The organism is uncultured Microbacterium sp., from assembly GCF_937927635.1.
Lineage (GTDB): Bacteria > Actinomycetota > Actinomycetes > Actinomycetales > Microbacteriaceae > Microbacterium.
In genome coordinates this window covers 73,861-88,440 of the sequence record NZ_CALBRW010000042.1, presented here as the reverse complement: position 1 = coordinate 88,440, position 14,580 = coordinate 73,861, and the positions used below count along the sequence as shown (strand labels likewise).

At 68.7% G+C, this 14,580-nt stretch carries 16 protein-coding genes and 1 tRNA gene; 10 read left to right on the top strand and 7 right to left on the bottom strand.

Annotated elements, in window-relative coordinates; all coding sequences use genetic code 11:
- From Q0568_RS15920 to Q0568_RS15895, 6 genes are all read left to right on the top strand, one after another.
- On the top strand, positions 1 to 952 hold a 952-nt coding region (locus Q0568_RS15920; RefSeq protein WP_298868243.1), incomplete at its 5' end, for a MurR/RpiR family transcriptional regulator.
- Positions 949 to 1,701 carry an SIS domain-containing protein gene (locus tag Q0568_RS15915; RefSeq protein WP_298868242.1) on the top strand — a complete coding sequence of 251 codons (753 nt, stop codon included), beginning with the start codon at positions 949 to 951 and terminating at the stop codon, positions 1,699 to 1,701. The genes Q0568_RS15920 and Q0568_RS15915, both read left to right, overlap by 4 nt.
- Positions 1,702 to 1,780: 79 nt before the next feature.
- Complete coding sequence (gene ngcE, locus Q0568_RS15910; protein WP_298868241.1) at positions 1,781 to 3,202, top strand: N-acetylglucosamine/diacetylchitobiose ABC transporter substrate-binding protein; 1,422 nt, start codon at positions 1,781 to 1,783, stop codon at positions 3,200 to 3,202.
- Positions 3,199 to 4,221, top strand: a complete 1,023-nt coding sequence (locus Q0568_RS15905; RefSeq protein WP_298868239.1) for a carbohydrate ABC transporter permease — start codon at positions 3,199 to 3,201, stop codon at positions 4,219 to 4,221. The genes ngcE and Q0568_RS15905 overlap by 4 nt, the downstream gene beginning before the upstream one ends.
- Positions 4,218 to 5,126, top strand: coding sequence for a carbohydrate ABC transporter permease (locus tag Q0568_RS15900; protein ID WP_298868237.1), 909 nt, complete (start codon positions 4,218 to 4,220; stop codon positions 5,124 to 5,126). Before Q0568_RS15905 ends, Q0568_RS15900 begins: the two co-directional genes overlap by 4 nt.
- Positions 5,127 to 5,244: 118 nt before the next feature.
- Positions 5,245 to 6,042: an SGNH/GDSL hydrolase family protein gene (locus tag Q0568_RS15895; protein WP_298868235.1), complete on the top strand. Its 798-nt coding sequence runs from the start codon at positions 5,245 to 5,247 to the stop codon at positions 6,040 to 6,042.
- Here Q0568_RS15895 and Q0568_RS15890 read toward each other — a convergent pair.
- The 7 genes from Q0568_RS15890 to Q0568_RS15860 all read right to left on the bottom strand — a co-directional run bounded on the left by Q0568_RS15890 (position 6,002) and on the right by Q0568_RS15860 (position 10,282).
- On the bottom strand, positions 6,002 to 6,574 hold the full coding sequence (locus Q0568_RS15890; protein ID WP_298868233.1) for a DUF488 family protein: 573 nt from the start codon (positions 6,572 to 6,574) through the stop codon (positions 6,002 to 6,004). The two genes, Q0568_RS15895 and Q0568_RS15890, sit on opposite strands and share 41 nt — an antisense overlap.
- The gene (locus tag Q0568_RS15885) at positions 6,567 to 6,782 is read right to left on the bottom strand and encodes a DUF2945 domain-containing protein (protein ID WP_298868231.1); all 216 of its coding nucleotides are present in this window, start codon (positions 6,780 to 6,782) and stop codon (positions 6,567 to 6,569) included. Before Q0568_RS15885 ends, Q0568_RS15890 begins: the two co-directional genes overlap by 8 nt.
- A gap of 46 nt (positions 6,783 to 6,828) precedes the next feature.
- Positions 6,829 to 8,085, bottom strand: coding sequence for an LCP family protein (locus Q0568_RS15880; RefSeq protein ID WP_298868229.1), 1,257 nt, complete (start codon positions 8,083 to 8,085; stop codon positions 6,829 to 6,831).
- Positions 8,086 to 8,190: 105 nt separating this feature from the next.
- A tRNA-Arg gene (locus tag Q0568_RS15875) sits at positions 8,191 to 8,263 on the bottom strand.
- Positions 8,264 to 8,297: 34 nt separating this feature from the next.
- Entirely contained in the window at positions 8,298 to 8,684 is a 387-nt protein-coding gene (locus Q0568_RS15870; RefSeq protein ID WP_298868227.1) for a DUF1304 domain-containing protein, read from the bottom strand.
- A 3-nt stretch (positions 8,685 to 8,687) separates the two neighbouring features.
- Positions 8,688 to 9,413, bottom strand: coding sequence for a tRNA (guanosine(46)-N7)-methyltransferase TrmB (gene trmB / locus Q0568_RS15865; RefSeq protein ID WP_298868225.1), 726 nt, complete (start codon positions 9,411 to 9,413; stop codon positions 8,688 to 8,690).
- Between the two features lie 29 nt (positions 9,414 to 9,442).
- The gene (locus tag Q0568_RS15860) at positions 9,443 to 10,282 is read right to left on the bottom strand and encodes a DUF3097 domain-containing protein (protein ID WP_298868223.1); all 840 of its coding nucleotides are present in this window, start codon (positions 10,280 to 10,282) and stop codon (positions 9,443 to 9,445) included.
- Between the two features lie 120 nt (positions 10,283 to 10,402).
- Here Q0568_RS15860 and Q0568_RS15855 point away from each other — a divergent pair, with 120 nt between their 5' ends.
- From Q0568_RS15855 to Q0568_RS15840, 4 genes are all read left to right on the top strand, one after another.
- Positions 10,403 to 12,439, top strand: a complete 2,037-nt coding sequence (locus Q0568_RS15855) for a TPM domain-containing protein (protein ID WP_298868221.1) — start codon at positions 10,403 to 10,405, stop codon at positions 12,437 to 12,439.
- A 100-nt stretch (positions 12,440 to 12,539) separates the two neighbouring features.
- Positions 12,540 to 13,277, top strand: a complete 738-nt coding sequence (locus tag Q0568_RS15850) for a PspA/IM30 family protein (RefSeq protein ID WP_298868219.1) — start codon at positions 12,540 to 12,542, stop codon at positions 13,275 to 13,277.
- A gap of 60 nt (positions 13,278 to 13,337) precedes the next feature.
- Positions 13,338 to 14,141, top strand: coding sequence for an arginase family protein (locus tag Q0568_RS15845; RefSeq protein WP_298868217.1), 804 nt, complete (start codon positions 13,338 to 13,340; stop codon positions 14,139 to 14,141).
- Complete coding sequence (locus Q0568_RS15840) at positions 14,138 to 14,572, top strand: Fe-S oxidoreductase (protein ID WP_298868215.1); 435 nt, start codon at positions 14,138 to 14,140, stop codon at positions 14,570 to 14,572. The genes Q0568_RS15845 and Q0568_RS15840 overlap by 4 nt, the downstream gene beginning before the upstream one ends.
- The last annotated feature ends 8 nt before the right edge of the window (positions 14,573 to 14,580 follow it).

The following is a 14,580-nucleotide window of genomic DNA, read 5'->3' as shown; positions in this document are numbered from 1 at the left end:
CGGGATTCAGGAGGCAATGGTGCCACGGACCAAGGACTTCGGCAACGGAATGACGATCGCCCGCCGCATCGCGGCGAGCCGTCACACCATGCCGACGGCGATGAGCAAGATCGCCGACGTGGTCACCGCGCACCCGGCGGCTCCGGTCGAGCTGACCATCACCGAGCTCGCCGACCGAGCGGGCACCTCCCCCGCCACCGTCACCCGCTTCTGCCGCGCGCTCGGCTTCGACGGCTACACGCAGTTCCGCGTCGGCGTCGCCAGCGAGATCGGCCGCGGCGACGCGAACGAGAGCTGGCACGCCGACATCGGCGAGGAGTTCGGCGCGAACGACACCCCGGGCAAGGTGCTGCAGACACTGGTCGCCCTGCACGTCGACTCGCTGGAGAGCACGGCTGCGCGCCTCGACCTGGATGCCGTCATGCAGGTCGCCGCAGCCATCGCGTCGGCGCGTCACGTCGACATCTACGGAGTGGGCGGCAGCGGCATCATCGCCCGCGAGTTCCAGGGGCGCCTGTACCGCATCGGCGTGAACGCGCACGCCTGGTCCGACGTGCACGAGGGCCTCACCAGCGCTGTGATGCAGAACGCCGCCTCGGTCGCCATCGGCATCTCCAGCACCGGCCGCACCGATGAGACCGTGCAGATGCTCTCGCAGGCGGGTGCCGCAGGCGCCTTCACCGTCGCCATCACGCACGATTCCGACTCCTGGCTCGCCGGCCTCGCCGACGTCTCGCTGGCCACAGCCGAGCCTTCGCACTACCTGCGCCCCGACGACCTGTCGGTGAAGCACTCCCAGCTGCTCGTCCTCGACCTGCTGTACCTGCTGGTGGCGCAGCAGATGTTCGGCGAGGCGTCGACCCGGCTGGCCGCCAGCGCCATGGCCGTGTCCGCGCACCGCCGACCCGCTCGCACGCCCAAGCCCGTCCCGACCGCGGAGGAGAACCGATGAGCGCCACTCCGACCGACCTGCTTCGCGAGGCCACCACCCGGCTGGACCGCCTCGCCGCCTCCGCCGAGGCCGGCGACCTGGATCCCGCCATCGCGCTGATGGTGCAGGCGCTCGACGACGGCGGCGTGCTGCAGGCGTTCGGCACCGGGCACTCCGAGGCGTTCGCCATGGAGATCGCCGGTCGCGCGGGCGGCCTGATCCCCACCAACAAGTTCGCGCTGCGCGACATCGTCCTGCACGGCGACCGCGATGTCGACGTGCTCGGCGCCGTGCTGGAGCGCGAGCCGTGGGTCGTCGACGAGCTGATGGCCACGGTCCCGGTGAACGACGGCGACGTGTTCCTGATCGCCTCGAACTCCGGCGTGAACGGCTCGATCGTCGGCACTGCGCTGTGGGCGCAGGAGCACGGGCACAAGGTCATCGCCGTGACCAGCCTCGAGCACACCAAGCGGGTTCAGCCCAAGCATCCCAGCGGCAAGCGCCTGAGCGAGATCGCCGACGTCGTCATCGACAACCTCGCACCGTACGGCGACGCCACGCTCGAACTCGCCGGCGGCACCGCAGCCGGCGCGATCTCCTCGATCACCGCCGCGTTCATCGCGCAGCTGCTGACGCTGGGCGTCGCGCGCACGATCGCCGAGCGCGGCGAGATCCCACCCATGTACATCTCCGCCAACATCCCCGGCGGCGATGAGCACAACTCCGTCCTTGAGGCCCGCTACGCGGACCGCATCCGGCGGGGAGCCTGATTCGACAGCTCCTGGGTCTCTGAGCTTGCCGAAGGGCCCGACACCCAACACCGATCACATCACTACGGAAGGTATGAAGATGGAACTCAAAGAAGCATCCATCAGCCGTCGCAACCTGCTGCGCGGCGCAGCCACGGCTGCTCTCCTGATCCCGTTCGGCGCGACGCTCGCGTCGTGCGCGGCTCCGGGCGGCGGCAGCACGGGCGGCGGCGCACCGGCGGGCAAGGTCACCGCGGACAACCCGTTCGGCGTTGCGGCGAACTCCAAGGTCGACGCGGTCATCTTCGACGGCGGCTACGGCATCGACTACGTCGAGAACTCCGCGAAGATCATGGAGGCCAACAAGAAGCTCGGCGGCGTGAGCGTCAAGGTCTCGTCGTCGACGAAGATCGCCCAGGAGCTGCAGCCCCGCTTCGTCGGCGGGAACCCGCCGGACCTCATCGACAACTCCGGCGCCAACTCGATCGGCTGGAACACGATTCTCGACCAGCTCGAGACGTTGGACGATGTGCTGGACTCCAACAACCTCGAGGGCACCAAGATCAGCGACACGCTGTTCGCGGGCGTCAAGGATCCCGGCACCTTCGACGGCAACTTCGTGGCGCTGAACTACGTCATGACCGTCTACGGCATCTGGTACTCCTCGAGCCTGTTCGAGGCGAACGGGTGGACGGTCCCGACCTCCTGGCAGGACCTGAAGGCTCTCGGCGCCGCGGCCAAGGCGAAGGGCAAGTACCTCTTCCTCTGGGGCAAGGAGGCTGCGACCTACTACAACACGATGGTCGTGGACTCCGCCGTCATCCAGGCCGGTGACGACTTCCGCATCCCGTTCGAGAACCTCGACCCGAAGGCCTGGTCGCACCCCGCGATCCAGAGCATCCTCGAGATCCTCTACGAGATCATCCAGGCGGGCTACATCAAGCCCGGCGGCGCCGGCACGCAGTTCACGCAGGCCCAGGCCCAGTGGAGCCTCGACGAGGCCGCGCTTCTCTACCCCTCGGGCTCGTGGATCGAGAACGAGATGAAGAAGACGACCAAGGACGGCTTCACGATGAAGGGCTTCGCGGAGCTGCCCCTGGACGGCAACCAGACCACGCCGAAGGGCACCATGCGCGCCGAGGCCGGCGAGCCGTTCATCGTCCCCAAGAAGGCGAAGAACCCGGCCGGCGGCAAGGAGCTGCTGCGCACGATGCTCTCGAAGGAGTCCGCCACCGCGTTCGCCAAGAACAAGCTGGCGCCCACCATCGTCAAGGACACCGTCCCCGCCGACGGCTTCGGCTCCACCGCGCTGGTGTCGCAGTCCGAGATGCTGAAGGCCGCCGGTGACAACGTCTTCACCATCAAGTCGACCAACCTGTACGGCATGAACTCCGACCAGCTGCCGATCTGGAACTCGTTCCTGGACGGCAAGATGACGGTCGCAGACCTCACCAAGCAGCTTCAGGGCATCGTCGACAAGATCCGCGAGGACAGTTCCGTCAAGAAGATCGAGATCAAGTGAGCTACTCCACCGTCAGCGGTGGACCGGGGCTCGAGACGGCCGCGGTCACTGCAGCCAAGGCGGGACGGCGCAAGCCGTCCCGCCTTGGGCGGCGAAAGCTGACCTTCGACTACGTCTCGTTCCTGCTCGTCTTCCTGGGCCTGCCCCTGGCGATCTTCCTGATCTTCGTGATCTCGCCGTTCGTGCAGGCCGTGTACTACGCGATGACCAATTGGACGGGCTTCACGCCGGACATGCAGTTCATCGGATTCGACAACTACGTCAAGCTGTTCAACGACGACATCTTCCTGCGCGCGATGCTGAACAACATCGTGCTCGCGCTGATCGTCCCGCTGGTCACCATCGTCATCGCCCTGATCTTCGCCAGCATGATCACCGTCGGCGGCCCGAGCCGGGGACAGGTCCGCGGGCTGAAGGGCTCGAGCTTCTACCGAGTGATCTCCTTCTTCCCGTATGTGATCCCCGCGATCGTCATCGCGATCCTGTGGAACATGATCTACACACCTTCGGGCGGCCTGCTGAACGGCATCCTGGGACTGTTCGGCGTCACGGACCAGCCCGCGTGGCTGGGCGACGAGCGCACGGCCATGGGCGCGACGATCTTCGTGATCGTGTGGAGCATGGTCGGGTTCTACATGATCCTGTTCGTCGCGGCGATCAAGGGCATCCCCGCGGAGACCCTGGAGGCCGCCCGCATCGACGGCGCCGGCCGGTTCCGCACCGTCGTCTCGATCCTGCTGCCGCAGATGCGCGACAACGTGCAGACCGCCTACATCTACCTGGGCATCATGGCACTGGACGCCTTCGTCTACATGGCCGGCCTGAACTCGACCGGCGGCCCGGGCAACAGCACCCTGGTGATGAGCCAGTACCTGTTCCGCACGGCGTTCGAGAAGGGCCAGTTCGGCCTTGCGACTGCGATGGGCGTCGTCCTCGCCGTCATCACGCTGCTGTTCGCCGCGCTCATCATCGGCATCTTCCGCCTCGTCGGCGGCAAGGACGAAGGAGGACGCGCATGAGCACCGAGACGCGCGCCGCGATCACCATCGACCCCAGGACGAGGTCCGTCGTACCCGAGCGCAGGGTGAAGGCGACCCGTGGCGACAAGGCGGTCGGCACCGTCTCGCACGTGGTGATGGGCATCTGGTCCCTCGTCGTGATCCTGCCGATGATCTGGACGCTGATCGGCTCGTTCAAGACCACGAAGGAGATCTTCGCCAGCCCGTTCGGGCTGCCCTCGAACTGGAACTTCGACAACTACGTCAGCGCCTGGATCGACAACGCCTTCGGGCAGATGTTCCTGAACACCGTCATCGTCGTGGGCGTCTCCCTCGTGCTGGTGATGGTGCTGGGCGCCATGTGCGCGTACGTGCTGGCGCGGTTCTCCGTCCCGGGCAGCCGGGTCATCTACTACCTGATGCTGGCAGGGCTGACGTTCCCGATCTTCCTCGCCATCGTCCCGCTGTTCTTCATCCTGCAGGGCATGGGGCTGCTGAACACCCTGCCCGGCCTGATCCTCACCTACGTGGCGTTCGCACTGCCGTTCACCGTGTTCTTCCTGTTCTCGTTCTTCAAGTCGCTGCCGTACGAGATCCAGGACGCGGCCTACGTGGACGGCGCCAGCGAGTGGCGCACGTTCTTCCAGGTGATGCTCCCGATGGCGAAGCCCGGCATGGCCGCCGTCGCGATCATGAACTTCCTGGGCCTGTGGAACCAGTTCCTGCTGCCGATCTCGTTGAACACCGACAAGAACAACTGGGTGCTGTCGCAGGGCATGGCCTCGTACGCCTCGTCGGCGGGCTACTCGCTGGATTTCGGGCAGATGTTCGCCGCGGTGATGATCACCATCATCCCGGTGCTGATCGTCTACATCCTCTTCCAGCGCCAGCTGCAGGGCTCCGTCTCCCAGGGCACGTCGAAGTAGCATCCGATGTGCGCCGAATCGCCCCTCCCTGCCTCAGTCACGAGGGGCGATTCGAGCGTTGCCGGATCGTGACGGCATCCGAATTCTCTTCCCCGCCGCGATGACCTACTCTTCTCGAGTGACCACGCACGCGCCGACCCGACGACGCCGCCTGGCGCTCGCGATCGCGGGCGCGACGGCGGTCGTGCTCGCCGTGGCGCTCGGCATCACCCGGCCATGGATGCCGCCGGTCGGGACGGCACCGATCGCGGCAGCCGAGCACGGCGCAGTCTCACCGGCGCCGCTGATCCTGCCACCGCATCCGCGCGTGCTGGTGTTCGGCGACTCCTGGACGTACGGGTCCGCCGCCACTCCCCCGACCGACGGTTACGCGTACCTGCTGGCCGATCTCATCCACGGCACCACCGTCGTCGACGGCGTCCGCGGCAGCGGCTATCAGAAGCCCGGTCTCGACGGGCCGGACTACCCGACGCGGATCAGGGCTCTGGATGCCGGGATCGCGCCCGACCTGATCATCATCGAGGGCTCGATCAACGACCGCCGCGAGAACGCGGCGACTTACCCCGCCGCCGTCACCGCCTCGTGGAACGCTCTGACGGCGAAGTTCCCCGACGTGCCCATCGTCGTGCTGGGACCCGCGCCGCAGGTGCTGCCCGTGCAGTCGGGCACGGCGCGCATCGACCGCGACCTGACGAGACTGGCCGCCGCGCGCAACTGGTGGTACATCTCGCCCGTGCAGGAGCACTGGATCACTCCCGAGAACTACCGTCGGGTGATCGACACCGGCGCGGGCCGCGACCATCCGACGAACGCCGGGCACGAATACCTCGCGAAGAGGGTGCACGAGGCGTTGGAGCGCTTCAGCACGGCACCGGTCACGGCTGCGGACGGGGCTCATCCGGCCCCGGCGAAGTAGCGCCGGCCGGGTACACGACGGTGCCGTCGCCGACCACCGCGCCCGGGGTGAGCTCGGCGGCGGTGATGCGTCCCTCGGGCATGAGATGGTCCACCGGTATGCCGCGGGCCAGCAGATGATCGGCGATGATGCGCCGATGGCAGCGCCACCAGACCGCCTCCGAGCACATCACGACGACCTGCTGCTCCCCGCCGAGGCGGACGAGCTCATCGAGCCCACGCGCGAAGTCCTGGCCGAGGGCGTAGTCGGCATAGTTGTGGAAGCTGCGGTTGTGCCACAGCGCATCCACGTCGTCGGGGACGTCGTGCTGGATCGGCCGCCTGCCGGTCAGTTCGACGATGCGCTGGTACCGGATGCCGTGCTCGGCCAGGCTCAGGGACAGCGCGTCCTGATCGAACCAGGGAAATCTTCTCGAGCCCGGCAGCCGCCGCACGTCCACGACCAGCTCCGCACCAGCACCCTGCAGCAGGTCGAGGAACTCGTCGAGCGGATGCGTGGAGTGCCCGACGGTGAGGATCCGCCTGTCAGTCATCGAGCAGCGTCAGCGCCGTCCCCTTGTGCGCCGCGACATGGTCGGTCTTGTCGCTCTTGATCTCGTACTGCGGATCCTTCTCGCTGGCGCGATGGGTGTGTCCCTTGTAGTCGAAGTCGGCGGTGTGCACCTCGGTGATGCGCCCGCTCACGTGGCCCGCCTCGGAGTTCCACGTGACGTGATCCCCGATCTTGAATCGCTCGCTCACAGCAGCCCCCTTCCGATGCTTGATCTTATCGCCGCGCTGCACCCGGTCAGCGGTAGGTCTGGCCGTTCGAGCAGGTCTGCACCGCGGCCGAGGTGCCCTTGATCGACGAGGGCAGGTCGACGACCTCGCCGGGCGTCGCGCTGGGATCCGGCGTCGGAGCCGTGCTCGTCCCGGGAGCGGGCTCCTTGACGACCACTCCGTCGTACTTGGTGTTCTGATGCGTGATCTGCAGCTGCTTGTTCGCCGTGATGGCATCCCACAGGATGGCCGCGTTCTGCTCGTCCGGCACGACGCGATTGGCGTTCTCCGGGTCGTCGAGCACCGGGTACTGCACGAAGGTGAAGTCCGAGACCGGCACATCCTTCAGAGCCAGCGCGATCTGCGCGATCTTGACCGGGTCGGCCAGCGACGTGGACGCCTCGACGTTGCTGAGGCCGATATCGGCGAGCTTCATCACGGTGCCGACATTGCCGAGCACCTGGCTGCTCATCAGCTTGCGCACCAGGCTCGACATGTACTGCTGCTGGTTGCCGATGCGCCCCAGATCGCTGCCGTCGCCGACGCCGTGCCTGGTTCGAAGGAACTGCAGCGCCTGGAGCCCCTCCACGGTGTGGTGGCCGGCAGACAGGTTCAGTCCCGTCTCCCGATCGATGATCGGCGTCTGCAGGCAGACGTCCACACCGCCGATGGCGTTCGTGATCTCGATCACGCCGCCGAAGGTGACCTTCGCCGCGAACTCGATGTCCTCACCGCCGAGCAGGCTCGACACGGTCTTGGCCACGCAGTTCAGTCCGCCCTTGTCGCCGCCGTGAGCGTAGGCCACGTTCAGCATCGCCTTGCGCAGGGCCGCGTGGGTCTTGCCGTCGGCATCCGTGCACGCGGGGATCGCCATCATCATGTCGCGGGGAAAGCTGATCACGGTCACCCGCCGCGGACCGGCCGAGACGTGCATGAGCAGCGTGACGTCGTTGTTGATGCCGTCGGTGTCGGGGCCCTCGCAGCGCTGTCCGAAGAGCGCAGCGTACTTCGGCTCGCAGGTGTCGACGCCCGTGAGCAGGATGTCGAATCCACCCTTGTACGCCGCGATGTCCGGCGGCAGCTTCTTGCCTCCGTCGATCTGCACGGAGTTCGAGGCGACGGTGGTGAAGAGCCCGCCGATGAGGACGACGCCCACGGCGATGCCGCTGACCAGCACCACGGCCACCGCGATGCCGATCAGCTTCAGCAGCTGCCCCGCAGCGGTCGGCGTGCGCAGCCGGGCATGTCGCGCGACGAGCTCGTGCTGTCTGCCCGGAGTCCTCACGCGGTGTCCCCTTCGTCGCGGAACCGTGGACCCGCGGAGTGCAGCCGACGGCAAGTCCGATGGAAAGGCGAGACGCCGCCCATCGGGGACGGCGTCTCGTGTTCGTGCCCCCGACAGGAATCGAACCTGCGACCTACGGTACCGGAAACCGGCGCTCTATCCGCTGAGCTACGGAGGCGAACCTGTCGAGCCTATCAGTTCCGGATGCCGCTTCACGCCCCGCCGAGCGCCAGCGCGACGACCGCCAGCAGCGGCAGCGCGCCCTGCATCACGGCCGCACGCAGCTTGGTGCGATCGGCGATCACCAGCACCAGTGCGGCCGCCAGCATCATGCCCGTGCCTGTCAGCGCGAGCGTCACACCGGCCGTGCTGAGGCCGCAGATCGCGAGCACCACGCCCAAGAAGGCGGCGAGCGCGAGGAACAGGTTGTAGAAGCCCTGGTTGAACGCCAGCTGCTTCATGGTCTCGGCATCCGCCTCACTGCGCACGCCGAAGATCCGACGCGTTGCGGGCTGCGTCCACCGCACGGACTCCAGCACGAAGATGAACACGTGGAACGCCCCGGCGAGGACGGCGAGGATGAGGCCGGCGATCAGCATCCGTCAGCTCCTCGCCACGCGACGGTAGGTGAGGTCGCGGATGTCGCGGCCCTTGGCGATCCCCTTGCGCTCGAACGCCGTCATGACGCGGCCGTCGAAGCGGTCGGCCCACTCCCCCTCGAACGCGCGCTCGAACTCCGGCGCGTCGTCGAGCACCTCGCGCATCTGGAGCGCGTAGTCCTCCCAATCGGTCGCCAGCCGCAGCAGTCCGCCGTCGGGGATCGCCCGCGCCACGGTCTGCGGGAATCCCGCTCGCACCAGGCGGCGCTTGGTGTGGCGCTTCTTGTGCCACGGGTCGGGGAAGAAGATCCAGACCTCGGATGCCGCGCCCTCCGGCAGCAGAGTGGAGAGCACCTCGGGGGCGTTGGCCTCCACGAGTCGCAGGTTGCGGGCGCCTGCCTTGTCAGCATCCAGCATGGTGCGCGCGAGCCCCGCGCGGAACACCTCGACGGCCAGGAAGTCCTCATCGGGCCGGGTCGACGCCGCCGCGACGATCGCGTGGCCCTGCCCCGAGCCGATCTCGACGACCAGCGGCGCGGTGCGCCCGTAGACGGATGTCGGTTCCAGCCGGGCATCCGGATGCACAGACGTGAAGGCGACGGACCGCGGCACGTCGAACAGGTAGAACGGGGCGAGCTCCTCGAACGCGCGTTCCTGCGCCTCGGACATGCGGCCGCTGCGGCGCACGAACGAGACAGGCTCTTCGCGGAAGGTGAGGGGTTCGGACATCCCTCCAGAATATCCGCGCGACCGGCCGCTCATGCGGTGGGCTCCGTGACGAAGTCGATGAGCTCCTCCACGCGACCCAGCAGCGACGGCTCCAGGTCGCGGAAGGTCGTCACGCGGGACAGGATGCGCTGCCAGGCCCGCGCGATGTCGGCCTGGTCCTCGGCGGGCCAGCCGAAGGCTCGGCAGATGCCGACCTTCCACTCCGTGCCGCGCGGAACCTGCGGCCAGGAGCGGATGCCCATCGCCGCCGGTGTCACGCACTGCCAGACGTCGATGTACGGATGGCCGACGATCTTCAGATGCTTCCCGTGCGGACCGCGCAGGATCTGCTCGACGAGCCTGGTCTCCTTGGAGCCCGGCACCAGGTGGTCCACCAGCACGCCGTAACGGCGCGTGGCGCTCGGCGGCGCCTGCGTGAGCAGATCCTCCAGCAGGTCGACGCCCTGCAGGTACTCCACCACGACGCCCTCCACCCGCAGGTCGGCGCCCCACACCTTCTCGACGAGCTCTGCGTCATGCCTGCCCTCGACCAGGATGCGGCTGGGCAGCGCCACCTTGGCGCGGTCGTCCTCGACGACGAAGGAGCCGGATGCCGTGCGGCGCTTGCCCTGCGGTGCGGCCGACGGCGCCACGAGGCGCACGGGCTTCCCCTCGATGAGGAACCCGCCGCCCATCGGGAAACTGCGCCGGCGGCCCTTCCAGTCCTCCAGCTCGACCATCCCGGCCTGCGCGCGCGTGATGGCGCCGCAGTAGCCGTCATCGGCGACTTCGACGACGAGATCCTTCACGGCGGGCACGTCGCTCGCCTTCGCGAAGCCGCGCTCCCGCCATCCTGCCGCGAGCACGTCGCTGCCGTACCTGTCGTCCATGCCCTCCAGCGTATGCGGCTCCGCTGCGGGCGAACGGCGGGGGCGGCCGGAGGCTGTCGCGTGTCGGCCGCTGTGCATAGACTCATCCCAGGGGAACGGCTGCCGGTCGGAGGGAACGATATGAGACATCGGTGGCTGGCTCTGGCCGCGATCATCCTGGGAACGATCCTCGGCGGCTTCTCGCTGAGCGCGGCATCCGCGACGGACCCAGGTCCCTTGACCGGATCGGGGAACGTCAGCGACGTCAGCGGGGTGCTCTCCCCCGAGCAGCTGTCCGCAGCCGATGCGCGGCTCGCCAAGCTCGCGAAGGACACCGGAGCAGATGTCTTCGTCGTCTTCGTGCCGCAGTTCACCGGCGCCGCCGACGAGAAGGACTGGGTGGCTCGAACAGCAGACGGCAACGGGTTCAACGACCACCAGTACCTCATCGGCATCGCGACCGAGGGGCGGATGTTCGCCATGGCCGGGCCGCAGCAGGGCGGGCCGATCTCCGCCGCCGAGCGCTCCCAGGTCACCGACGCCATGCTCCCCGCGCTCAAGAACAGCGACTGGACCGGATCCATCGACGCCGCTGCCGCGCAGGTGCAGGAGATGCTGGTCGACGGCCCGGCGCGCGCCGCGCAGGGCTGGACAGTGTTCGGCATCATCGTGCTGCTGGCCGCCGTCGTGATCGTGATCGTGCTGCTGGTCCGCCGCGCGCGCAAGCGCGCCGCCGAGGCCGCCGCGCGCCAGGCGCAGATCGCGGAGCTCGCTCGGCAGGCATCCATCGCCCTGGTGCGCACCGACGACGTCGTGCGCTCCAGCGAGCAGGAGATGGAGTACGCCCGCGCCCAGTTCGGCGACGACGCGATCGGCGACTTCGTCGCGGCGCTGAAGGCCGCGCGCGGCCACCTCGACGAGGCGTTCTCGCTGCAGCAGAAGCTCGACGACGAGATCCCCGACACCGACCAGCAGAAGACGGAGTGGTACGACCGCATCGTGCAGCTGTGCACCACCTCGACTCAGACGCTCGAAGAGCGCAAGGCGGAGTTCGATCAGCTCCGCAAGCTCGAGCAGGACGCTCCGGCGGCGCTTGAGAACGTGCGCAAGCTGCGCACCGCGGCATCCGCCGAGATCGACCGCGCCGAGAAGATCCTCGCCTCGCTGTCCGCGACGTACTCCCCCGATGCGTACTCGGCCGTCGCCGACAACGTCGCCCAGGCGCGATCGCGCATCTCGTTCACGGATGCGCAGGTCACGGCGGCGCAGCGGTCGCTCGACGGCGGGCGCAGCGGCGATGCGGCTGTCTCCATCCGCGCCGCCGAGGGCGCCGTGCAGCAGGCGACACAGCTCGAGGATGCCGTGGAGAAGCTGCAGCACGATCTGAAGGCCGCGGGCGAGCACGCCGCTGCGCTGATCACGGAGCTGGGCGGTGACATCCAGACCGCGCAGTCGCTGCCGGACCCCGAAGGCCGCGTCGCCCAGGCCGTCGCCGCCACGCAGCAGGGCGTTCAGCAGGCCCAGACATTCCTCGGGCCCTCCGGTGGCAACCCGATCGCCGCGCTGCGGGTGCTCGACGCCGCGAACGGCTCCATCGATTCGATCATCCAGACCGCGCGCGACGAGCAGCAGAGGATCGACCGCGCACGCAGCGCCCTCGCCGGCGCTCTTCGGCGGGCCGACGCGCAGATCGCGACCGCCGAGAACTTCATCCTGAACCGCCGCGGCGGAGTCGATTCGACCGCCCGCACCCGGCTGTCCCAGGCGCAGGCCAACCAGCGCGAGGCGTACCGCGTCGCAGACTCCGACCCCGTCCGTGCGCTCTCGCTGACCCAGTCTGCGGACCAGCTCGCGGCGCAGGCCCTGCAGGCCGCCCAGAACGATCTCGGCGGGTGGGGCGGTGGCGGCGGCGGTCGCGGCGACGACACCCTCGGCGCTCTGCTCGGCGGCATCCTCATCGGTCAGGCCGGAGGCGGCCACGGCGGGTGGGGCGGAGGCGGCGGAATCTTCGGCGGAGGCGGAGGCGGCGGCGGCGGCGGAGGCGGCGGGATCTTCGGCGGCGGCAGCAGCGGCACCAGTGGCGGCTTCTTCGGCGGGGGCGGCGGCGGAGGCGGATTCTCCGTCGGCGGCTTCGGCGGAGGCGGCGGCTTCTCCGGCACCAGCGGCGGTCACTTCTGACGGCATCCGATCCTGACCCCGACTCATCAACCCGAGCACTAATCTGACCGAACGACGTACACGGCAAGACACCCATCCGAGAAGAAAAAGGAACCACACCATGGCCAAGGAATCCATCTTCGGACGCATCTCCACGCTCGTCCGTGCCAACATCAACGCGCTCCTCGACCAGGCCGAGGACCCGCAGAAGATGATCGACCAGCTCGTGCGCGACTACACCAACAACATCGCCGACGCCGAGTCCGCGATCGCCGAGACCATCGGCAACCTGCGCCTTCTCGAGCGCGACCACGAGGAGGACGTGCAGGCCGCGGCCGACTGGGGCAACAAGGCCCTGGCCGCCAGCCGCAAGGCGGACGAGTTCCGCGGCGCGGGCAACACGGCGGATGCCGACAAGTTCGACAACCTCGCCAAGATCGCGCTGCAGCGCCAGATCAGCTCCGAGCGCGAGGCGAAGACCTCCGAGCCTCAGATCGCGTCCCAGACCGAGATCGTCGACAAGCTCAAGAACGGCCTGAACGGCATGAAGGACAAGCTCGGCGAGCTGAAGACCAAGCGCAGCGAGCTGCTGGCCCGCGCCAAGGTCGCCGAGGCGCAGACCAAGGTTCAGGACGCGATCGGCTCGATCAACGTGCTCGACCCGACCAGCGAGCTGGGCCGGTTCGAGGACAAGATCCGCCGTCAGGAGGCCATCGCCCAGGGCAAGGCCGAGATCGCCGCGTCGTCGCTGGACGCGCAGTTCGAGAGCCTCGACGACCTCGGCGAGCTCACCGAGGTCGAGGCCCGCCTCGCCGAGCTCAAGGCCGGCAAGCCGCAGGCCGCCATCGAAGCAGAGTGATCGGGCGGGCGGATGCCGGATCTCCGGCATCCGCCCCTCCTTCTCCTCCCGGGAGAGAACATGACCAGATTCCTCATCGTCCCGCAGTGGCAGGGCTCGCCCGCCTCGCGCGCCATGCTGCTCGTCGACGGCGCCAACGCCATCGCCGGCGACCTGCCCCGCAAGGACACCACCGTCCTCGACGTGCCGCTGGAGGCCGGTGAATCGCTGGGCACCGGCGTGCGACGCCTGAGCTCGCTACTGCGCGTGCGCGAGCTCATCGCCGAGCACATGAATGCGTCCGAGCAGACCGTGCTGATCGGCGGCGACTGCAGCGTGAGCGTGTTCGCGCTGTCCGCCGTCGACACCTCCGACCTCGCCGTGCTGTGGTGCGACGCGCACCCCGACCTCAACGATCCGTCGTCATCGCCGTCCGGGGCGTTCTCCGGCATGTCCCTGGCATCCGTACTCGGCCATGGCGAGCCCCAGCTGGCGCTGACTCCCGGCATCCCCGCCGAGCGCGTCGTGCTGCTGGGCGCGCGCAGCATCGATGAGGGCGAGCGGGCGCGGCTGGGATCGATCGCCGTCGTCGACCCCGAGGACGCGCACGATCCGGATGTCGTGGCCGCCGCCGTCCGCGCGACGGGAGCCTCCCGCATCTGGGCGCACATCGACGTCGACGTCATCGACCCCGCCGAGTTCGAAGGCGTCTCGGATGCCGAGCCCTTCGGGGTGGGCGCTGCCTCCCTCGCGGCGGTGATCCGGCAGGTCCGGAAGGACCTTCCCCTGGCCGGGGCCACCATCGCGGGCTTCGCGCCGCGCACGCCCGCCGACGCCGTGCGCGACATGGGCGCGATCCTGCGGCTGATCGGCGCGGTCGCATGAGCGACTGGCAGGCGGAGGCCGAGCGGGTGCTGATCCGCGGTCGGCGCTTCGACCGCCGCATCCCCTCGTTCCTGCTGCGCTCCCCCCTCAGCCGCCTCGGATACTGGTGGGGCACCTCGGTCGGCTGGGTGTGGGGGTCGTTGTGGAGCACCGGTCCCGTGCAGCGCCGGGCGGGACTGTGGGTGTTCCGCGGGCTGCCGGACTGGGCGTACGGCCGCGGCGGTGTGTGCGTGGGCGGCTGCTACCTGACCGGCGACGTGAATCCGTCCGACGCCGTGCTGCGGCACGAGGGCGTGCACAAGCAGCAGTGGCTGCGCTACGGGTTCCTCATGCCCGTGCTGTACCTGTTCGCCGGTCGCGACGCGCTGCGCAACCGCTTCGAGATCGAGGCGGGGCTGGAGGACGGCGGGTACGTGCCGCGCCGCCGCTGAGCTGCGAT